A 20,848-nucleotide genomic window follows, 5' to 3' on the forward strand; every position below is an offset into this window, starting at 1 on the left:
AATAAGCAGCGCTGGTTTCCTGAAACCGGTTCTGTAAGAAAATCTACTACTTTTCTTACAGGCCGGTTTTACTATTTTGGTACATTATTTACCATTTCTGCACCTGTACCTGCATTTTAGCGATCCGGTCTTCGAGTTTCTCTGAACTCAGGCGTTGCCGCAGGCGGTCGATCATAATGGGAAAAGCAAAAGGAGTAGCTTTTCTGGGATAAGTTATGCGGATTTGCTGGGAATGAATGCGGTGCAGGGTCTGGCTAAGCCTGGATTGTTCGAGTTGCAGATTTAATACTTCCCGGAAAGCTTGTTTTACCAAAAGGTTTTCTGGTTCATACTGCTGAAATACATCGAATAATAACTGAGAAGAGGCCTGCAAATGTTTGCTGGTAATATTCTTTCCAGGATAGCCCATAAACACGAGTCCGGCGATGGCTGCAATATCCCGGAAACGCCGTTTAGCCATTTCTGTTTCGTTGATGCTTTTTTCAATGTCTTCCAGCAGATTTGCTGTGGAAAATAAATCCTGTTCCAGCGCTTCTTCAATGGGAATATCAACATCCGAAAGCAATTCAAATCCATAATCATTCATGGCAATAGAAAATGAAATAGGCTTTATTTTACTGATGCGATACGCAATTAAAGCAGATAGTACTTCATGTACCTGCCGGCCTTCAAAGGGATACATAAATACATGGTATCCCTCCCGGCTTTCCAGTTTTTCTATCAACAATTCATGTTTGGCAGGAATCAAGGAGCGCTGTTGTTGTACAGCCAATAAAGGTTTCAGTAAACGGAATTCTACCTGGGTAGCCTTTCCGTCCCGTGCTTCTTCCAGTTTCTGCCGGATCAGTTGAGATAAATCTGAAGAAAGAGACAACCGGCTGCCACCCCACCTGGGAATTACGCCTTTACCTGTAGTTGCCTTCCGTACCCAAACTGTCATTTCCCGGATGCGGACATATTCCAGATTTTTGCCGCCAAACCAGAATACATCTCCAGGTTCCAGTCTCGAAACAAAAGATTCTTCAATCGTACCCAGATCGGAGCCTTTCAGGTATTTAAGCCGCAAAACCGGGTCGCTCACAATGGTTCCGATTGAAAGCCGGTGCCTGGCGGCGGTTTTTTTAGATTGTACATAGAATAAGCCATCTTCCCGTATATCTACTTTCGAGAATTCATCATAGGCACCCAGGCTTTTGCCACCGGTTGTAATAAAATCAAGTGCCCAGTTCCATTCATCTTCTGTTAACCCTGAATAGGCATAGGTGTTTCGGATCTGATTATATAACTGATCTTCATAAAATCCGTCACCTACCGCTATCGTAACCAGGTATTGCACGAGTACATCCATGGGTTTGAGCAGGGGAGTACGTTCTTCGGTGAGTTGGTTGGCTACTGCATCCTGTAAAGCGGCACTTTCAATCAATTCTAAAGAATAAGAAGGCACAAAGTAGATTTTGCTGAGTGCGCCCGGCTGGTGTCCGCTCCGGCCTGCCCGTTGTAAAAATCTGGCAATTCCTTTTGGGCTTCCTACCTGTATAATGGTTTCTACCGGACTAAAATCCACCCCTAGATCAAGGCTGGAAGTGCACACCACTACTTTTAGCCGTCCTTCTGCAATGGCATCTTCTACCCATTCCCGGATAGCGCGGTCCAGGGAGCCGTGGTGCATGGCAATGGCTCCGGCCAGTTCAGGGGCTTCGAGTAATAAATGCTGGTACCAGATTTCAGTCTGGGCACGGGTATTGGTAAAGAGTAAAGTAGTCTGGCTTTGCTCAATGATCGGAATGAGTTTGGGAATCAGTTTCAAACCCAGATGTCCTACCCAGGGAAACTCTTTTACATCATCAGGCAGAATAGATTCAATGCGCAGTGATTTATGAATATCCGCCCGGATGATAATGCCCTGTGTTGTTTGTTTGCCCAGCAATACTTCCATCGCCTGTTCCAGATTGCCAATCGTGGCAGATACACCCCAGATTTTCAGCGTGTGGTCTTTATTATTAAGTTGAGCAATCGTTTTTAATCTGGACAAAGCCAGTTCTACCTGTATACCCCGTTTGTTTCCCAGCAGTTCGTGCCATTCATCTATAATAATAGCTTGCAATCCTTCAAATACTTTCGCATGTTCTTTCTGACTTAGCATCAGGTGCAGGCTTTCGGGGGTGGTAATCAGGCATTCCGGCATATTGCGTTTCTGCTTCTGCCTTTCATTGGACGTGGTATCTGCGGTGCGTAAACCTACCTGCCAGGCAATATTCAACTCATCGCAAACGGCCTGCATATTTTTCTGTAAATCTTTGGCCAGTGCCCGTAAAGGTGTAATCCAGATGATCTGCAAGCCATTTTTTCTGGGCATCCAGTAATCCGGATGGGTAGCCATGTATTCAAGTAAACAGGGAATCCAGAGTGCCAGGGTTTTGCCGCTGCCGGTAGGTGCATTCAGTAATCCACTTTTGCCGGAAAGATAGACTTGCCAGGTTTCCAGCTGGAAATGAAACGGCTTCCGGTTGTGTACAGCAAACCATTTTTCGATAAGCGGATAAAAGGGGTGTTCCAAGGCTGCAATAAATAAGGTTATAATGTTGGATGTTTTTGGCTGAAAGGCTGTAACTATTTGCCATACTATATTATCCGGTTATGCAACGCTGAAAGGAGGAGGGAGGTTCTGAAGTTAATATATTTTGAATGTAGAACAGATGAACGATGAACAAGGAATACTGAAGTAAAGTTATATTGCTTTCTCAAGATTCGTTATTCCTTGTTTTATATTTGTTATTCAAATAATATGTTGTATGGCGGTTACTGATTGCCTACATTCATAGTACCGGCTGCCCATTGCAGGGTGATTCTGGCTTTGGCGTATTTGGCTTTGAATTCGTAGAGTTTTACTTGGTTATTGATTAGGCTCATTTCCCTGGAATTGATCATAAACAGAGAGCTTTCGCCATTATTAAAAAGCTGCTGTTCGCCATCCCGCATGATCCGGGCATTGCCTGTCATATCTTCCTGCAAGCTTACCTGCTCATTCAGAGCCACCAGGTCGTTATAGGCTGCCTGCACATTATTCACTATCTCCCGTCCGGATTGCTGCAAGCCTAAGTTAGACTCAGTGATCTTGAGTGTTGTAAGTTGCAGTTTACCCCGCTCGTTCCGCAGAAAAATAGGAAAGCTGAAAGAGGCACCAAACTTATAATTATTTGATAGATAGGTTCCGTTAAAAGATTCGCCAGCCAGCGGAAAACCTTTCTGGATAATATTGTATTCTAGGTTTAATTTGGGTTTAAATTTATCAGCAATAAACCTTCGTTCTATGTTGAGCTGGTTGAGTTTAATGCGCTGCTTGATCAGGTCAGGATGATTGGTTTGGGCCAGTTGCAGTAGTGTTTGCAGCGAATCCATTTGAATGTTGCTGGTTACGGCTTTCGGTTCCGCAGGGATCATGCCTGTTGTAACCTCAACAGGTGTATTATTTTCTGTCCACAAATGATTTGATACGATCAATGAAGCATTTTGGTATTCTACTTCTGCCTGTCGCATCATCACCCGGCGGTTCTGCATTTCAATTTTGGCTTCCACCGAATCTATGCCGGATAAATCTCCCTGTACTACCCGTTCTTTTACGGCTTCAAAGCGGAATTTTGCCAGGTCATAGCCTTGCGAAAACAGTTGCCAGCGGTGGTAGGCAAACATCCAGTCTATATAATCTTTTCCGGCCTGCAGGAGTAATTTGTTGATCATGCTTATTTTTTCAGCTTCTGCCAGATTAACCATCAGTTGTGCCTGTCGGATGGTAGAACGCCTTTCATCAATAATTAAACCTTGTCCGATGGGTACACTGATTCCCACATAAGTTAAGCCTTCCGAAGGGGTGAGATTTTCGCCATTTACGTTTACACCACTGTTCCGCTCAAAACCAGCCTTAATATCGGTTCCATACCAGACTGGAATTTTTAACGTATTATCCCACAAGGTGTAATAATTGGTGCCGCCTAGTTCTTTCCGGTAGAATTTGGAAATTACAGTAGGGTCAAGCATTCCTCTGGCTATTCGTAATTCCTGTCTGGCTTTTTCGTCCAGTAGGTTAGCTTGCCTGGCTACCGGATGGTATTTAATGATCTGTGCATAATAATCATCCATCCGGAACACGGCAGTGGTATCGGCCAACAAGGCAGATGGCAGTCCTATACTTGCCAAGAATACAACCCATAATAATTCTTTACAACGCATAGGCTTAATAGCTGTCATTATTTTCTGTTTTTGAGGCAGAACCCTCTTTCGAAGTAGAAGCATCAACGGCTACATCAGCCATATAATCAGCCGGGAAACCATTTAATTGCCTCCAGATTTCATACCAGATGGGCACATCATTCAGCATTGCCCAGCCATACACCCCGGAGCCTACCCGTACAGGCTTTGGCCAGGGGTCCTCTTCCGGATCGGGCACCACCAGAATGCGGTATTTTCCTTGGCTGTCGATATTATCAATCACGGCTACCTTGCCTCCGAAAGTGCCAAAACTGGTATTGGGCCATCCGGAAAATACCAACGCAGGCCATCCGTCGAATTGCAGGCGAACTTTCCTTCCTTTCGTGAGCAGGGGAATATCTACCGGCTTTACGTACAGTTCCACTGCAAGTTCTGGATCAGCTGGCATTACACTGGCTACCGCCTGTCCTTCTTTCACGGTTTCCCCGATCCCACTTACCAGTGCCTTTACAACATAGCCATCCTGCGGAGCTGTAATGCCATAAAACGAACTCCTGATCTGCATGTTGGCATACTCATTATTCATCTTGGAAATTTCGCCTTCCGTATCGTACAAATAGCCAAGTGTAGAACTCAAATCTGATTCTGCTTTGGAGATTTTATCTAAATATTCGGCTTCGAGGGAGTTGAGTTCAATGCGCGAGTTTACCAGTTCGTTTTTAGTAGTATAATACTTGTTTTCGCTGGATAGCAGTTTGGCAGTAACTTCCTGGAATTTCAGGCGGCGGGTTTCATACTCGGTTAAGGATTTTAAGCCTTGTTTATAGAGTTTTTCCTGGCGTTCCAGTTGAACCTTGGCGATATCAAAATCGGTTTTGGCGGCCACAAAATCTATGCTGTCGCTTTGTACTTTTAAAGCCGTTTGTTTCACTTTATTACGGGCTTTATCAAGGCTAAATTTTAGTCCCGATTGCAGGGCTGCAATTTGTTTTTGCAAAGCTTCTGCTTTCTGCCTGGTCGATTTGAGCGTACCTTCTTTTGCATCAATCTGCTCATCGATTCTTACCAGAAATTCCGGGTCAAAAAACTTGTCTTTTACTTCTGATAGGGTAATAATGGTATCTCCTTTCTTCACAGATTGTCCTTCCTGCACATGCCATTTTTCGATCCGGCCGGCTATGGTACTGTGAACCGTTTGGGGCCTGTCGGCAGGATTGAGGGTGGTCAGTTTTCCATGGGAACGGATGTTCTGGGTCCAGGGCAGAAAAGTACCCAGGATGATAAGCAGTAAAATACCGCCACACCACAGAGATAAAGACTGGGCCAGCCTGGGTTCCTGGATCATCCGGAAGGTTTCAAAACCCTGAAAACTGCTGATTTGATGATATTTTGTATCTATGGCCATTTTATTACTAATTCGTTGATGGTTGATGGTATAGGGCTTAAATACCAAGCATATACCTTGCTTTTGATTGCCGGGAACCTCTATTGCAGAGAACTGGTTTGTTTCAAATTTTGATTGTTGTAAGTTCGTCCGCTTCGGGTATTGTCTGATTGCTAAGTACACCATCCTTCATAACAAATATCTGATCGCATAAGGATAGAATATCCGGGTCGTTGGAGAAGAAAATAATCGTACTATTGAATTCATTGCCAGTTAACCGACCCAGTACTTGTTTTCTTAATTTTCTTTCTGCTTTATCAAGCAGGTTGTCGAGAATGAGCAGCCGTGGTTTTTCAGCAATAATGCGGGCCAGAATCAATTGTTGTACAATACTTTCAGGCAACCAGGCGCCTCCTCCGGACAGATAGGTTTCCAGTCCGTTTGGTAATTCCTGCACATATTCAGTAAGCCCAGCCATATCGAGCGCCCATATCACGTCATGCAGGGAAATGTTGCTGCGGTTCATCTGAATGTTTTCCAGTAAGGTGCCATCGAACAGGGATTCTTCAGAGTTGTTGGCTGTGTATTCATGTAAACTTTCCCGGTTTATATCGCGCATGGAAATCGTATTGATGGCTACCACTCCTTCATACTCCTGTAATAAACCAAGCAGAATCTGTATCAGTGCCATTTTACCAGACGTATCTGTACCTGAAATGCTAATCTTATTGCCTGGAGAAATTTGTAAATTTAGGTTATGCAGGTCGTAGTGCCGGCTGCCTTTAGAGCGGTAAGAAAGGTTTTTGAGCTCGATAGAAACATGCTGACCAGCTGGCAAATGATCCAGGGTAATGTTTCTTTCTTCTTCTAGGGGCACCTGCCGTACCTGGTCGAGTTTTTCAAGGCTGGTGAGTACATCGTATACCACATCGAGTTTAACAAGCAGCTTTTCTACAGCCGCCATCATTAAGATGATAATGATCTCGGAGGCTACAAACTGGCCGATATTTATCTCCTGGTTAATTACCAGGATACAGCCCAGAACCAGTAATCCGCCGGTAATAAAGGTTTTAAATCCTACAAAACTGAGATATTGTGTAACCAGTACCTTGAAATGTTCTTTACGTGCCTGCAGGTATTGGCTTACAAAATAATCTGTTTTGCTAAGACCAAGGCTTGAATTACCCATAATCTTAAATGAACGGATGGATTTTGCCATTTGCTGTAGCCAGTTGGCCATCTGGTATTTGTATTTAGATTCAGTTAAACTGCTTTTTAACCCCTGGGGACCTGTAAACCGGATCACCAGAATCAGTATTGCTACCAGGAAAATGCCGAAGAAAATAAAATACGGATGATAAAACGAAAGCAGAATTAATCCGAAAATAATCTGTAGTAAGGCGGCAGAAAAATCTATCAGCATCTTGGCAATTCCTTTCTGGAGGCTGATGATATCAAAAAAGCGGTTCATCAGTTCCGGAGGGTTAGTGCCCATCAGTGATTCAAGACGCATTTTTGGGACCCTGTGTGCAAACTCAAAAGCTGTGCTGGCATATAGTTTTTGCTGAATATGTTCTACCAGATAGAGTTGCATTATGGTTAGTCCGCCGGTTACCATAATGCCGATCAGAATAAAAGCGATGAGCACAACCACCGAAGTAGATACCTGTCCGCTGGAAACAAAGCCAATCATACTTTGAATACCCAGTGGTAAGGATAAGCTGATAATTCCTGCAATAGAAGCATATATCATAATATACCATATCTCTCTTCGCAGAGAGTTCAGCAAGGCGAAGAGTTTGCCTAAAGGCGTATTATTAGTGTTTGATGCCATTGCTATAAAATTTAGGATTAAAAATTGCCGAAAAAGCCAGGTGTTCTAAAAAAGCAGTAATGCTCGAATAGTCATCGTTGCGGATGCTGGCTTCGGTTAAAGAGGTAAGGTGCTGGGCAAAAAATATCTGTTTTTTACCTGCTTCAAATAAGGTACTTGCCAGAGCAACCGGATAAGGATAAGAAGAATTGATTTGTAAAATAATGTTTCCCACTTTCTTGCACACCGATTTATATTCTTTGAAGAAACCTTCTTTGTTATCCTGATCAACATCTTTTGTTAAATACGCCTTCGAAGATTCTGCAATCACGATCCGGTATAGGGCTTCTTCATTAATATGGGTAAATGTGTCTAAGCCGGTATTTGTCCTGGAAATAATTTTAATAAAGATCCGGAGTTTCTCTTCAGGATCGCTGATGTTATTGGTGCAGAACGTGATCTTATAATCAAGCCAGACCCAGTACCAGGAAATTAAATAGATGAGCAGCTTATGCTTGTTCTCAAAATACCTGTAAACAGAAGCTTCCGTTGAATTGAGCTTAGCTGCCAGTTTTTTAAATGTAAATTGCTCAAAACCTATCTCATCTATCATACTTATACTTTCGGATATAATATTTCTGCCTAGTTCCGTCTGCTCAGGGTCACGGAGATATAATTTTTCATTTAACTCTATTTTTATGGTTGCGCTCATTTGCGTGTGGTATGTAAATTTTTTTTTTGGCTTTGCAAAGATAATAAAACTTCTATTAATGATAGTAATACTATTATAAAAATTTGCTTTACAATCTTACATCGTTATTTAACTATGATTTATATGAATTGTTAGAATCTTTGTAACAGATATGTAAATAATGTAGCAGGCTGTATCTTTGCACACTGTATCGCCTCTTTCTCTAATGACCAGGTCTAAAAAAATATTTCTGATTTTAAGTGCGCTGTTTATTGCGGTGATGATCTATTTTACCATAGATATTTTTTCTAAAACTACTTTCCCCGGCGCAAAAAAACAGCAACCTGAACGGATAGAGCAGCAGGTAGACAGCCTTCGAAAGGATACCCTTTCTCAATAAAGTAATAGAATTTACCAATAATGAATAGCTATTGCCTGGAAGTATAAACAAACTATACGTGTGGGGTTAAAATTCAAATATAATAGCCATTTCAAGCCACTGTACAGGCTGAATGATACACTTGTTACAAAGCCCTGATGAATTAAATTTATATAGCTAATCGCTTGTATCATAATATATTAATCGATAGCTTTCCTTATCCGCCACTTTGCCATTTCCCAGGTCGATCATCTCTTTTTTTGCCAGCTTGATAGAATAGTTTTTTATTAAATAACTATATCCCTTCTGTTTATGGCTACTTTTTCTATTGAAGATTCTGCTGAGAACAAGCAGGAAATCGCTTTTTCAACTGGTGCTCCTCTTAAAAATAATGACCGCTTGCTGTTGCTGGACTCAATCCGGGGAATTGCCCTGCTGGGAATATTACTTATGAATATTCCTTTTTTTGCAGCATCTGAATTACAATCCTTTAATCTGGCCATTATGAACGAATTCAGTGGACCTAATTACTATACTTGGTGGGTCGTAAATGGATTATTTGAAGGAACGATGCGGGGCTTGTTTTCTATTCTGTTTGGGGCAGGATGTTTATTACTGATCTTCCGGCTGGAACGCAACAACAAAGGCCTTATGCCGGCTGATATTTACTACAGGCGATTGCTCTGGCTGCTGGCGTTTGGCCTTTTTAATGCATTCGTATTGCTTTGGCCTGGAGATATCTTGTATCCATATGCCTTATGTGGGATGTTGATTTTTCCGTTCCGGAACCTGTCTGTTAAACAACTTTTTCTAGTTTTCGGAGTGGTACTAGCCATCACTATTTTCCGGGAAAATAAACCTTTGTTCGACCGCAAGGAAATGTTTGCCAAAGGACGGGAAGCCGAGCAACTAGAGAAAAAGAAAACGAAGCTCACTGATGAACAGAAAAAACACCTCGAAGAGTGGCAAGGATTTGTTAAAAAAGCTTCTATTGAATCGATCAGAAAAGAAAGTGCCAAATTGAATAAGGATATTCAAACCGGGAGCTATTCCAAAATATTCAGCATATACAAAGAGTTAAATATCAAGTTAGAAACAACCGGATTTTACCTAATTAACATATGGGATATTCTGCTGTTAATGTTTCTGGGCATGATCTTATTTAAAACAGGATATCTTACCGGTGAATCATCAATCCGGTTATATGTGATCATGGCTCTTGTTGGCTATGGAATCGGATTAATCCTTAACTATATGAGCCTGAGGTATGCAGTAGACATAAAATTTGATAGGATTAAATATACGGATACCTGGTACTTCAATTATTACGAAATCCGGCGATTATTCCATACAATGGGGCATTTGTCACTTTTACTGGTAATGTACCGGTCTGGGGTATTTAACTGGTTATTCAGTATAATGGCTCCGGTCGGGCAAATGGCTTTTACTAATTACCTGATGCAATCTATCATTTGCGGTACCCTGTTTTATGGCTATGGTTTTGCACTATTCGGAAAATTAGAACGCTTTCAATATTATGAAGTGATGGCCATTATATGGATTTTTCAGGTCATTTTTAGCAATATATGGCTGCGTTATTTTCATTTTGGTCCGTTTGAATGGGTGTGGCGTAGCCTGACTTATGGCCGAAAGCAGATTTTCCTGAAGAAGGAAACGCAGGCCACTGCTTTAGCGTAAAATTTCTTATGAAGGTATGATGGCATTGATTTTTTGGAACGCAACCACATTTTAATATTTACTTGGGCTTTTGAAATATTTTACTGGGAGTCAACTATAATATAATTATATGAAAATAAAAAAACTGCCATCGTATGTATTGGTATTCGTTGCATTCCCAGTATTAATGATTTCCTGTAATTCTGAGCCTAAGAGTAATATTGAAAGCACACCTACTAAAGAAAAAACTATTGTAACACCTTCTGTAACTCCTGCACCGGCAGATTCTTCAGCCTCACAACTAGCCGATCCGGCATTGGCAGTGGGTGAAAAATTGTATACAGAAAATTGCAAAGTGTGCCATAATTTAAACACGGTAACATTAATCGGACCTGGTCTGGCTGGTATCAATGAAAGAAGGCCGCAGGAATGGCTGATTCCCTGGATTAAGAATTCGCAAAAAGTTATTGCAAGCGGTGATAAATATGCAGTTGAGCTGTTCAATAAATACAATAAGGTGCCAATGCCCAATTATGACTATTCGAACGAACAGATCCAATCTATTCTGGCTTACATTGCCAAAAATGAGCAAAAATAGCCTGCCTATGCTCAAACAGCTTTAAAATTTATTGCCATTGCTGCTTATCTCTGATCTAGCTTATTCTATACCAACAAACCCATGCTGTGGTTTTAAACAGAATGGGTTTGCTTTGCTGCAATTTTATTTAGCGGAAATAAAATGTTCTTAAGCAGAACGCTTATTTCAGGCTTTTTTCTATGGTATATGAGAGGCCTTTGTGCGTTTTCCTATTGAAACTCTCAAAAAAATAGATAACCCTTTTATTTATCCCTCGTATACAATCTTCGGATTCAAATACTTAAAAACTGAACCTTAACCTAACCTAAAATTTAAGACCATGAAAAAGATAATGTTAAATAGTTTCTTTGCTATTGCGCTCAGCTTTGCTTTTGCTGCCTGTGATTCTGGACAGAAATCAAACAATGATGCGAATTCAGATGCTATGGAAACAGCAGAAGAATCTAACGAAGCAACAGAAGATGCCATAGAAGATAATACTACTAATGCTGGTACTACAGCAGATAATGCCGATGCCTCTGTAGATGATGATTCATTCGAGGATGCTGCTGACTTCGCTATGAAAGCAGCAGATGGAGGTATGTTTGAAGTAGAAGCTGGTAAACTGGCTGCCCAAAAAGCTTCTGCAGCTAACGTAAAAAGCTTTGCAGAAACTATGGTAAAAGACCATTCAAAAGCCAATGATGAATTGAAAGCCCTGGCAGCTAAGAAAAATATCACGCTGCCTTCAATGGTAAGTAAAAAACATCAGGACAAACTCGATAAACTTGCCAAGTTATCTGGTACTGAATTCGATGAAGAATACATGGAAATGATGGATACAGACCATGAAAAAGACGTAAAACTGTTTGAAAAAGCATCAAATTCTGATGATATAGATGCAGAAGTAAAAGCTTTCGCTGCTAAAACATTGCCTACCCTGCGTATGCATGCTGAAATGGCAGATTCAGGAGAAGAAGTAGCTAAAGAAACTGATAGAAAAGCAGATAACTAGTATTAAGATTTTATTATTATTGTAAATAGTAAAAAGCCCCAATTTATTGGGGCTTTTTTATAATCTGATTCTGATACGGTTTCTGCTAATAATCTTGGTTAAAGTTAATATGAGGTGATTATACAATTGTTTGCAAATAACAAATGATAATAATCAGATCATGCTTTTTATCAATAATTTATTGCTTTGGGCATTCCATAATTGGTAATCCATTCATACAGATATTCGGCATCAGCACGTTTGCATAACTCCGTACCGACATTCATAGTGGCAGCTGTTCCGCAGGCTACGCCAAAACGGATCATTTCTTCCAACGAACGTCCTCTGGCCAGACTCAATACCATCCCTGCTACCATACTATCCCCGGCTCCAACGGTGCTCCGTTTGCGTACAGTGGGTGCAGGCACATGCATAGTTTTTTCTTTCGTCACCAGCATAGCACCGCCAGGCCCCAAAGAGACGGCTACTACTTCGCAATTTCCTCTCGCAATAATACTTCGGGCATATTTTTCTACGCCATCTGTCTCTATACTTTCTACGCCGGCAAGTTTGCTGAGTTCACCCAGATTAGGTTTTAGCAAGTATACTCCTTCATTGGCAGCCAAAGCCAGTGGTTCTCCGGAAGTATCCAGAATAAAGCGGGCACCAATGCTTTTGGATATCCGTGCAATACGTGCGAAAAAATCTATAGGTAATCCCAGAGGAAGACTTCCGCTGGCTACAATGTAATCTGGTTTCGGATGAATACTGGTAAGTATATCCAGACAAGCCTGCCCTTCTGACTCACTTAATCTAGGGCCGGGCATTCCAAACCTGAACTGGTGATTAGAAGATGATTCGACTACAATAAAGTTTTCCCTGGTCCAGTTGGCTACAGGAACAGAACTACAATGTACCCCTTCGTTTTCCAGCAAACTTTGCAGCAACATCCCGGTATGACCTCCGGCCGGGAATATGGCCAGTGATTCTCCTCCTAATTTCCGGATGGCCCGGGAAACATTTATACCACCACCCCCGGCTTCAAACTTTGGTGTTTCACAACGGAGTTTATGTTCGGGCGCAATACGGTCGACGATAGTACTTTTATCTATGGCCGGATTCAGGGTGAGCGTTACAATAGATTATAGTGTACCCCAAAAATGGGACAGATAGTTAAGATGGAAACTAATAACTTAACTATTTGAAAAATACAACTAATGGAAAACAAACGCAAGCGCTACTCAGCCGAGTTTAAGTTCAAAGTAGCTTTAGAGGCTGTTAAAGAAAGACAAACGATAAGTGAGCTGACAGCAAAGTTCGGAGTACATTCTACCCAAATAGGTCTTTGGAAAAAGCAACTTTTGCAAGAGGGGATGGAAGTCTTTAAAGAAGAAACCAAAGGGAAAAAAGAAAATCAGCAATCATTGTTAGACCGACTATACCAGCAGATTGGCCAGTTACAGGTAGAACTTGACTGGCTTAAAAAAAAATCAGGTGTGGGATAATTCTCAGAAACGATTGCTAATAGATCCGACCCATTCCGGTCTCAGTATCGCAAGGCAGTGTGAACTGCTGGGCTTACATCGTTCGGGATATTATTACCGACCTTGCGAAGAAAGTGAGGAAAACCTATTGCTAATGCGTCTGTTAGACGAACAGTACATGGACACTCCCTATTATGGCATTCGGCGAATGCAGTGGTTTCTAGGACAGAAAGGTTATCAGGTAAATCATAAGAGAGTTTCCAGATTGCTTAGGACAATGGGGTTAGAAGCAGTTTATCCTAAGCCAAACTTGAGTAAAGCAAATCCGACACATAAAATTTATCCCTACCTGTTGAGAGGAGTAAAAATAAAGCAAGTCAATCAGGTATGGAGTACAGATATCACTTATATCCCAATGGCCAAAGGATTCATGTATTTAGTAGCCGTCATGGATTGGTACTCTAGGTTTGTATTAGCCTGGCAGTTAAGCAACTCATTAGAAGTAGATTTTTGTCTGGATGCATTAGAAAGCTCTTTTCAATACGGAAAGCCACAGATTTTCAACTCAGATCAGGGATCGCAGTTTACAGCTACGGCTTTTACTGATAAGTTATCAACTAGAGACATTCGTATTTCTATGGATGGCAGAGGTAGAGCTTTAGATAATGTTTTTATTGAACGATTGTGGCGCAATGTTAAATATGAATACGTATATTTATGTGCTCCCATTAATGGAAAGGAACTTTGGTCGGGTATCGATCAATACTTTACCCGCTATAACTATCAGCGGCCACATCAGTCGTTAGATTACCTTACTCCTGCTCAGGTATATTTTCAGACCAACACAGGAAAAGTGCAAATATAGTGAGAAACTTATCCATCTTATTTCTCACCGATTGCTGTCCGAACATCAGGGTACACCTCAGATTGCATGGATCAATAAATGTTTTGTTTAACAAAAATATGATTTGTAAATTAGATTACTATTTTTCAATCAGCTTCTAAAATTTTTAATTACAGTAAATTTAATACGGTTATGCAATAGACATAACATTGTATTATATTAGTGACTGTACACTTAATGTCTACTTTCTATTTTTGCTTAGTGACTAAATTTAACTTATTTCGCTTAAAAAATTTGTTATAAACTTTTGGCTTACATTCCTTTACAATCTACACTAATAGGGTATTAAGGAGTAAGAATTATCCTATCTATTCTATTCAGGTTTCTATTACAAACACGCTGCAAACTTTACTTTTATGATTGTCAACGACTACGTCTACACCCCTCAACACAAGGTGCTTCAAAGGGAGCTTTATTTTTTATCAAGGTACGCTTTGCTGTACTTAAAAAATGGATTCAGCCACAAAACCATTTTATTTTACCCACAACTTCCTCTCTGGGAAACTGAAATATTTAAGATTATTAAGTCGCTGGACTATAATATTACCAATAATCCACATCAGAAATTTGATATGGTATTTAATTGGGAAGATATAACCTTCCGTAATGAATATCCATTGTTGAAGGAATTAAGTAAACGCTATCCTATAATTAATTACAATTGCCATGACATAAGTAAAAAACGAGTGGAGGCAGTATTTCAGGAAATATTTGGTTACAGTTCGTTTGTAGATCCCACCACACATCAGGGAGTTTGTGTGCAGAAGAATGATTTAAATGCCAAACATGATGGAAAGATCATCCAATGCCCAATTAAACATATAGAACCTGAGTACATTTACCAGAAATTATTAAGCTTTGAAACAGCTGATAAGCTGGTTGCAGATTACCGGATACCTATTTTCGGCTCTATTATTCCTTTTCTGGTCATTCGATATAAGCAGCCTGATACACGTTTTACAAAAGTTGTCCGGGTTTCAGTAGTTGATCCCACAGATTTGTTATCGAAAGAAGAGCTGGAAAACATCAGGCTTTTCTGTCAGAAAATTGGTTTGCAATATGGGGAACTTGATATGATCCGGAATAAGGAAGATGGCCGGCTTTATATTCTCGATGCCAATAATACCCCCTGGAGCCCTCCAACTTCGGTGGAGTTGAGTAAAGAACAACGGCAATTAATGTTACGTAAAGGAGTAGAAGCATTCCGACATAGCTTTCTTACATCTTTATCTTGAGTTTTATAGTGAAATTATTTTGAAGAGTTGTCTATTGCTAAACAAAACAGGCCAGATCTAAAGTATGGCCTGTTTGTTAGATTTAAGTAGGTATTTAGCACTTACATAGTTTAGCTATTATCTGTTCTGGTGCATTTTCTTGAGATCCATCAATTCATCCCGCAGACGGGCTGCCTCCATAAAATCAAGTTCTTTGGCGGCTTTCTCCATCGATTTCTGCGTTTTTTGAATCAGTTTCTCCAGTTGTTCTTTGTTCATATAAGCTACTACCGGATCGGCGGCTACGCTGTGTTCCTCTGGTTCCACATAGTAATTTTTCATCACTTTGTTGGAATCAGCGACCCTGGTCTGGTTCATAATGGCATCTTTTGATTTCAGTACTGTTTTAGGCGTAATGTTATTCGCCTCATTATGTTCCTGCTGAATTTGCCGGCGACGGTAGGTTTCATCAATAGCTCCCCGCATAGAACCGGTAATTCTATCAGCATACATAATTACTTTGCCTCTGTCGTTCCTCGCTGCCCGTCCAATGGTCTGGATCAGCGACCGGTTATCCCGGAGAAATCCTTCTTTATCGGCATCCATAATAGCCACCAGGGAAACTTCTGGTAAATCCAGACCTTCCCGCAGCAAGTTTACGCCTACCAGTACATCGATCACACCCAGGCGCAATTCCCGCAGAATTTCAACCCGGTCCAGGGTTTTTACTTCCGAGTGAATATAGCGGCTCTTGATATTAAGTTTATCCAGGTATTTGCTTAACTCTTCGGCCATCCGTTTGGTAAGCGTAGTGACCAGTACCCGTTCGCTCAATTTAATCCGTTCTTCTATTTCATCCAGCAGGTCATCAATCTGGTTGAGACTCGGACGTACTTCTATTTCAGGATCAATCAAGCCGGTAGGGCGGATAATCTGTTCTACGACCACGCCTTCAGAACGACGCAGTTCATAGTCGCCGGGAGTAGCGCTTACATAAATTACCTGATTGGTGAGGTCTTCAAATTCATTAAATGTTAACGGCCGGTTATCCAGGGCAGAAGGCAAACGGAACCCAAAATCCACTAGATTTACTTTTCTGGAACGGTCACCGCCCCACATGGCCCTGATCTGCGGAAGGGTAACATGGCTTTCGTCAATTACTAATAAATAATCGTCAGGAAAATAATCGAGCAGGCAGAATGGCCGGGCTCCTGGTAAACGACGGTCAAAGTAACGGGAATAATTTTCAATACCGGAACAATAGCCCAGTTCCCGCATCATTTCCATATCGAATTCAGTGCGTTCTTTAATCCGGTTGGATTCCAGGTAACGGCCTTCGTGCTCAAATAGCTTAATTTGCGATACCAGATCATCCTGAATTTCACGGATGGCCGTATGTAACACATCTTTTCCGGTTACAAACAGGTTGGCCGGATAAATAGTAACCGTTTTTTCTTCGCCTAGTTTTTTGCCGGTAGCCGGGTCGATACGCTGAATGGCTTCAATTTCGTCGCCGAAAAAGAAAACACGGTAAGCAAAATCGGCATACGCTATAAAAATATCTACAGTATCACCTTTTACCCGGAAATTCCCGCGCTTGAATTCCATTTCGGTACGGCTGTATAAAATATCGACCAGGGAAAACAGAAAACGGTTCCGGCTGACAACATCGCCTTGTGAAATGCGGATCACGTTTTTGCCAAACTCTTCCGGATTGCCAATACCATAAATACACGAAACAGAAGCCACTACAATTACGTCTCTCCGGCCCGACATAAGGGAGGAAGTAGCGCTCAAGCGGAGTTTTTCGATTTCTTCATTGATGGAAAGGTCTTTTTCGATATAGGTATTGGTGGTAGCAATGTAGGCTTCCGGCTGATAATAATCGTAATACGAGATGAAATACTCTACGGCATTATCCGGAAAGAATTGTTTAAACTCGCCGTACAACTGGGCGGCCAGGGTTTTATTGTGACTCAATACCAGAGTTGGTTTCTGTACCTGCTGAATCACATTGGCGATGGTAAATGTTTTGCCTGAACCGGTTACGCCTAATAAGGTTTGTGATGGCTCACCTTCATTAAGGCCACGAACTAATTGGTTTATGGCTTGCGGCTGGTCGCCGGTGGGCACATATTCTGAAGTGATATTGAAACTCATGCAGGAAAAAGTGCTTTAGATTAGGTTGAATGTGTATTGTATAACACCAAAAAGATGGGAAAAGTTAGTCTGATCAGAATATAAAACCTGCTCGGATGGATACTCTTTTAAATGTAGATTTTTCGATGATGCCTTCTCCGGGAGTGCCAAAACTGGTAATTCTGCGAACCTCCTGATGCCGGTAGCCGACATTTACGATAAAGGCACTTCTTCTGCCCATTCGCAAACTTACCCCAATTGCAGGATTCACCATCAGGCCGCCTTCCGAATTATCTGCCGAATTGAAAATATGGCTATAAAATCCATATCCGGCATCGAGCATGTACAAAGGAGAAATTGGTTTGTTGAATAAAGTGCCATGCAGGCGTAAATACACGGGTGTTATGGTATAAGAGTTATAGGCGTCAATACCAACTCCGGCCCCAATGGCTAATTCCGGGCGCAATTGCAGGCTATTTACCATTTGCAAGCTATAACTAACTGTACGCTGGTTTGCACCTATAGAATTTCCTTTGGGCGTACGGCCAATTAATAGACCATTCTCTAAGGTAAACCGGTAACCGGTTTGTTTGTAAGCAATGACAGGTTTTTCTTTGGTAACTCCCTTTGCCTCTAAGGCAGGAAAAACAAATATATTTCCACCAGTAATTTCGATCTTAATGGTATCTGCATTCAACTCAGTCAATTTGCCCCGCAATATGCTTCCGTTTTTCAGGTACAATACATCCTGCATTTGCCGCTGGGCGTATACTTGCGGGCAAGTCAGGAAGCAGAAAATGAGAAATAGAATTAGTCGGAGAAGAGTGGTTTGCATAGTGAAAAGGAATGTGAAACCGGATTATAAAGTGATAAGTGAAGATTACTTTATAATCCGTAAGATACAATATTACAGGCGTATCTCCATACTGAATTTACATTCCTTTACCTGATTCTATGCTGTCTCTTCCTGCTCAATATCATTGATATTATACCAGTCGATATCTTTTAATCAATACATTACAACGGCCAGCGTCAATAGCAGGCCTATGTCTCAGCAGAAGGACTTTTGCTTGTGCATTTTATGCATTTGCAATTATTGTATTTCATATTCATATAACCTAAGATTCATTGTATCACGGTCATACCCATTGCTCTTGGAAGTATAAATTTCATAAGATTCTACAGGCATTTTGTTATTGTCATACTTGAAAATATATTCACTATTCATCAGTGTATCAAGGTTTGCTTGTATATAGGTATACTTTATTAGATTATTAGGACATGCGTAGCCAATCAAATCTATTTCCGTATACTTCTCATGTATAGGATCGACTCTAAAGAATGGATTTTTCTTATCATCATATTCGTAACAGCTTTTTGCTTCTTCTATGCCATCATTGAAATGAGTAGCCTTTTTGATATTCCCTAGATTATCATATTCATATTTAACGATGGATGATGCCTTATTCACTTGAATTACCCTATTATTCAAATCATAAACGTATGTAACAACGCTATTTTCAGGAAGCAGGGTGGATTTTACGATCTTATTCGCTTCATAGTCATACTCTACATAATTTTTTTGAATAAGTGTATGATCAGTATTACTTTGAATTGTATAGTAATTAATTCTATCAACCAAATTATTATCATACTGATAATCAAACTTGTCAATTGTGGTATTATCAAACTTATATTCCCTGCTAGAAAGACGGCCTGAGTTATTATAATGGTAATATCTGATTTGATCAGCATTCTGATGATAAATCACTCTTTTTAAATAGATACCTGTAGGTATAGAATCCTTCTCCTTGTCACATCCAATCAAACTGACTAATAATAAAAGGATTGATAATTTAGTTGTACTTTTTACTGTTCTGTTGTAAGTAATTGACATATGGTTAAAAATTAAATGAAAAGGTTTTTACTCCGCTTTTTCCTGCTTCACCGCATTGATATTATACCAGTCAATGTCTTTTGATAAGTACATCACAACGGCCAGGATTAACAGTAGGCCAATGCTTCCAAGCAGTAAAGCATAGTCTTGTAACTGGAGTAAAGAATAGAAGAATCCATATAGAACAACCAGAATGCCACTCACCAGGTAGGTAAGCTTGTTGCTTTTTAACACACTCTTGGCATAAAAAGTAATGAGCAGCAGAATACAGATACAACTGATTAGGTAAGCCAGATTAAAGCCCACATGTTCGGAAATAGAGAGCAACAGAATGTAAAATAGCGTAATGGCAAATCCGACCAGTAAGTATTGAATGGGATGGATGCGCTTTTTATTGAGCACTTCCACAAAGAAAAACGCCAGGAAGGTAATAAATATAAACATAATATTGTATTTGGCCGACCGCATGGTTTTCTGGTATTCATCAATGGGTAAGAGCAATTTTACGCCAAAAGCTGCACTTTCCACATCTGAACTGCTCACTGATGTTACGGCATAATCGGTATACTCCTCATACTCATTATTGCGGTTTGGCTGGGTTTTGAAATTCGCAGAGGTGCCTTTCCATTGCTGTGAAAAATTCCGATTCAGGTGCAGCACTTTCCATTGGGCTGTAAATCCATCTGTATTCACTTGCCGGTTGTCGGGTAAAAAAGCTCCGATAAAACTCGGATTATTCCAGTTAGAATGTAAATTGACTGTAGTTTCTTTGCCAACTGGTAAAAAGTGTAAATCCTTACTGCCATTCAGGTTAAGCTTGAAACTAAAGGTATATTTATCTTTTTCATCCAGATTGAGTGGCAAGCTAATGCCCGAAGCAAACACATCTTTGGTTACAATACCAGGATTAAAGTAATAGGTGCTGTCGTTCCATTGTAAGGCTACTTTTTCTTTGATGCCTCGCATATCCGGAATACCAATGGAAATAAAGGCATCCTGCAGTTGGAGTTTTTCTTTGGGTATTTTAAGCTCCCCATATTTAGGGTAACTGAAATGTCCTTTTGCTTCCAGTTGCGTATTGTACAGCACTACCTCATAAATTCCCCGTTTGCGCACTTCAGGTTGTATGCGGCCATTAATAACAAGATCTTCAGGTAAAAAATGAGCATATTCAGTAATAGTTGAAACTTTGCCTTTGGCATCTTCCAACACTACTTCATAAGGGATTGTTAATACCGGGCCGCCGATTGTCTGGCTGTCACCCCATTTGCCGCTTACTTCATCAATCGCATCATCCCGGTAGCGTTCCCGTTCATAAATGAGAGAAGTGAGCATGGAAGAAGGAATGAGCAGAATCAGAATGAGAATGCCAATGGATATGAGCTTTAAGGTAATGGACGTTCGTGCCCAGTTATTGAACCGTTCAAAAATGGAGGGTTTTTCTAGTACCGGTTGCATAAAGAAAAAATAGAAGTATTCTGTTAAAAAT

The 20,848-nt window shown here is 40.7% G+C and carries 16 protein-coding genes; 6 read left to right on the top strand and 10 right to left on the bottom strand.

Going from position 1 to position 20,848, the window contains the following annotated elements; all coding sequences use genetic code 11:
• Positions 1 to 88 precede the first annotated feature (88 nt).
• The 5 genes from GXP67_RS23755 to GXP67_RS23775 all read right to left on the bottom strand — a co-directional run bounded on the left by GXP67_RS23755 (position 89) and on the right by GXP67_RS23775 (position 8,115).
• The gene (locus tag GXP67_RS23755; RefSeq protein ID WP_162445422.1) at positions 89 to 2,557 is read right to left on the bottom strand and encodes a ligase-associated DNA damage response DEXH box helicase; all 2,469 of its coding nucleotides are present in this window, start codon (positions 2,555 to 2,557) and stop codon (positions 89 to 91) included.
• Between the two features lie 242 nt (positions 2,558 to 2,799).
• Positions 2,800 to 4,245 carry a TolC family protein gene (locus GXP67_RS23760; RefSeq protein ID WP_162445423.1) on the bottom strand — a complete coding sequence of 482 codons (1,446 nt, stop codon included), beginning with the start codon at positions 4,243 to 4,245 and terminating at the stop codon, positions 2,800 to 2,802.
• Positions 4,232 to 5,611, bottom strand: coding sequence for an HlyD family secretion protein (locus tag GXP67_RS23765; RefSeq protein WP_162445424.1), 1,380 nt, complete (start codon positions 5,609 to 5,611; stop codon positions 4,232 to 4,234). The genes GXP67_RS23760 and GXP67_RS23765 overlap by 14 nt, the downstream gene beginning before the upstream one ends.
• A 103-nt stretch (positions 5,612 to 5,714) precedes the next feature.
• Positions 5,715 to 7,424, bottom strand: coding sequence for a peptidase domain-containing ABC transporter (locus tag GXP67_RS23770; protein ID WP_162445425.1), 1,710 nt, complete (start codon positions 7,422 to 7,424; stop codon positions 5,715 to 5,717).
• On the bottom strand, positions 7,408 to 8,115 hold the full coding sequence (locus tag GXP67_RS23775) for a TetR/AcrR family transcriptional regulator (RefSeq protein WP_162445426.1): 708 nt from the start codon (positions 8,113 to 8,115) through the stop codon (positions 7,408 to 7,410). The genes GXP67_RS23770 and GXP67_RS23775 overlap by 17 nt, the downstream gene beginning before the upstream one ends.
• A 205-nt stretch (positions 8,116 to 8,320) precedes the next feature.
• On the opposite strand from GXP67_RS23775, the gene GXP67_RS23780 reads away from it, so the two are divergent.
• From GXP67_RS23780 to GXP67_RS23795, 4 genes are all read left to right on the top strand, one after another.
• Positions 8,321 to 8,494 (top strand): hypothetical protein, encoded by a 174-nt coding sequence (locus tag GXP67_RS23780; RefSeq protein ID WP_162441258.1) that lies wholly within the window; start codon positions 8,321 to 8,323, stop codon positions 8,492 to 8,494.
• A gap of 291 nt (positions 8,495 to 8,785) precedes the next feature.
• Positions 8,786 to 10,171 carry a DUF418 domain-containing protein gene (locus tag GXP67_RS23785; protein WP_162445427.1) on the top strand — a complete coding sequence of 462 codons (1,386 nt, stop codon included), beginning with the start codon at positions 8,786 to 8,788 and terminating at the stop codon, positions 10,169 to 10,171.
• Between the two features lie 109 nt (positions 10,172 to 10,280).
• Positions 10,281 to 10,748 carry a c-type cytochrome gene (locus GXP67_RS23790; protein WP_162445428.1) on the top strand — a complete coding sequence of 156 codons (468 nt, stop codon included), beginning with the start codon at positions 10,281 to 10,283 and terminating at the stop codon, positions 10,746 to 10,748.
• Between the two features lie 319 nt (positions 10,749 to 11,067).
• Complete coding sequence (locus tag GXP67_RS23795) at positions 11,068 to 11,742, top strand: DUF4142 domain-containing protein (RefSeq protein WP_162445429.1); 675 nt, start codon at positions 11,068 to 11,070, stop codon at positions 11,740 to 11,742.
• 170 nt (positions 11,743 to 11,912) lie between these two features.
• Here GXP67_RS23795 and GXP67_RS23800 read toward each other — a convergent pair whose 3' ends face one another.
• Entirely contained in the window at positions 11,913 to 12,860 is a 948-nt protein-coding gene (locus GXP67_RS23800) for a 1-phosphofructokinase family hexose kinase (protein ID WP_162448040.1), read from the bottom strand.
• A 78-nt stretch (positions 12,861 to 12,938) separates the two neighbouring features.
• On the opposite strand from GXP67_RS23800, the gene GXP67_RS23805 reads away from it, so the two are divergent.
• Both GXP67_RS23805 and GXP67_RS23810 read left to right on the top strand, forming a co-directional pair.
• A protein-coding gene (locus GXP67_RS23805) for an IS3 family transposase (RefSeq protein WP_232064550.1) occupies positions 12,939 to 14,070 on the top strand; the annotation gives its coding sequence in 2 pieces (ribosomal slippage) (positions 12,939 to 13,213 and positions 13,212 to 14,070; 1,134 coding nt in all).
• Between the two features lie 473 nt (positions 14,071 to 14,543).
• The gene (locus tag GXP67_RS23810) at positions 14,544 to 15,344 is read left to right on the top strand and encodes a hypothetical protein (RefSeq protein ID WP_162445430.1); all 801 of its coding nucleotides are present in this window, start codon (positions 14,544 to 14,546) and stop codon (positions 15,342 to 15,344) included.
• A gap of 117 nt (positions 15,345 to 15,461) precedes the next feature.
• Here GXP67_RS23810 and uvrB read toward each other — a convergent pair whose 3' ends face one another.
• The 4 genes from uvrB to creD all read right to left on the bottom strand — a co-directional run bounded on the left by uvrB (position 15,462) and on the right by creD (position 20,817).
• Positions 15,462 to 17,483, bottom strand: coding sequence for an excinuclease ABC subunit UvrB (uvrB, locus tag GXP67_RS23815; protein WP_162445431.1), 2,022 nt, complete (start codon positions 17,481 to 17,483; stop codon positions 15,462 to 15,464).
• A 73-nt stretch (positions 17,484 to 17,556) separates the two neighbouring features.
• Positions 17,557 to 18,297: a hypothetical protein gene (locus tag GXP67_RS23820; RefSeq protein ID WP_162445432.1), complete on the bottom strand. Its 741-nt coding sequence runs from the start codon at positions 18,295 to 18,297 to the stop codon at positions 17,557 to 17,559.
• Between the two features lie 258 nt (positions 18,298 to 18,555).
• A complete protein-coding gene (locus GXP67_RS23825; RefSeq protein ID WP_162445433.1) occupies positions 18,556 to 19,359 on the bottom strand; it encodes a hypothetical protein in 804 nt (267 codons plus the stop codon).
• Positions 19,360 to 19,386: 27 nt separating this feature from the next.
• Positions 19,387 to 20,817, bottom strand: a complete 1,431-nt coding sequence (gene creD, locus GXP67_RS23830) for a cell envelope integrity protein CreD (RefSeq protein WP_162445434.1) — start codon at positions 20,815 to 20,817, stop codon at positions 19,387 to 19,389.
• Positions 20,818 to 20,848: the final 31 nt, after the last annotated feature.

It is taken from the genome of Rhodocytophaga rosea, assembly GCF_010119975.1.
Lineage (GTDB): Bacteria > Bacteroidota > Bacteroidia > Cytophagales > 172606-1 > Rhodocytophaga > Rhodocytophaga rosea.

Bases quoted from the DNA above. Each gene is read 5' to 3' on its own strand.
- GXP67_RS23825 (WP_162445433.1), bottom strand. From the start codon at position 19,359: ATGTCAATTACTTACAACAGAACAGTAAAAAGTACAACTAAATTATCA.
- GXP67_RS23770 (WP_162445425.1), bottom strand. From the start codon at position 7,424: ATGGCATCAAACACTAATAATACGCCTTTAGGCAAACTCTTCGCCTTG.
- GXP67_RS23790 (WP_162445428.1), top strand. From the start codon at position 10,281: ATGAAAATAAAAAAACTGCCATCGTATGTATTGGTATTCGTTGCATTC.
- GXP67_RS23765 (WP_162445424.1), bottom strand. From the start codon at position 5,611: ATGGCCATAGATACAAAATATCATCAAATCAGCAGTTTTCAGGGTTTT.
- GXP67_RS23780 (WP_162441258.1), top strand. From the start codon at position 8,321: ATGACCAGGTCTAAAAAAATATTTCTGATTTTAAGTGCGCTGTTTATT.
- GXP67_RS23785 (WP_162445427.1), top strand. From the start codon at position 8,786: ATGGCTACTTTTTCTATTGAAGATTCTGCTGAGAACAAGCAGGAAATC.
- creD (WP_162445434.1), bottom strand. From the start codon at position 20,817: ATGCAACCGGTACTAGAAAAACCCTCCATTTTTGAACGGTTCAATAAC.
- uvrB (WP_162445431.1), bottom strand. From the start codon at position 17,483: ATGAGTTTCAATATCACTTCAGAATATGTGCCCACCGGCGACCAGCCG.
- GXP67_RS23775 (WP_162445426.1), bottom strand. From the start codon at position 8,115: ATGAGCGCAACCATAAAAATAGAGTTAAATGAAAAATTATATCTCCGT.
- GXP67_RS23820 (WP_162445432.1), bottom strand. From the start codon at position 18,297: ATGCAAACCACTCTTCTCCGACTAATTCTATTTCTCATTTTCTGCTTC.
- GXP67_RS23760 (WP_162445423.1), bottom strand. From the start codon at position 4,245: ATGACAGCTATTAAGCCTATGCGTTGTAAAGAATTATTATGGGTTGTA.
- GXP67_RS23795 (WP_162445429.1), top strand. From the start codon at position 11,068: ATGAAAAAGATAATGTTAAATAGTTTCTTTGCTATTGCGCTCAGCTTT.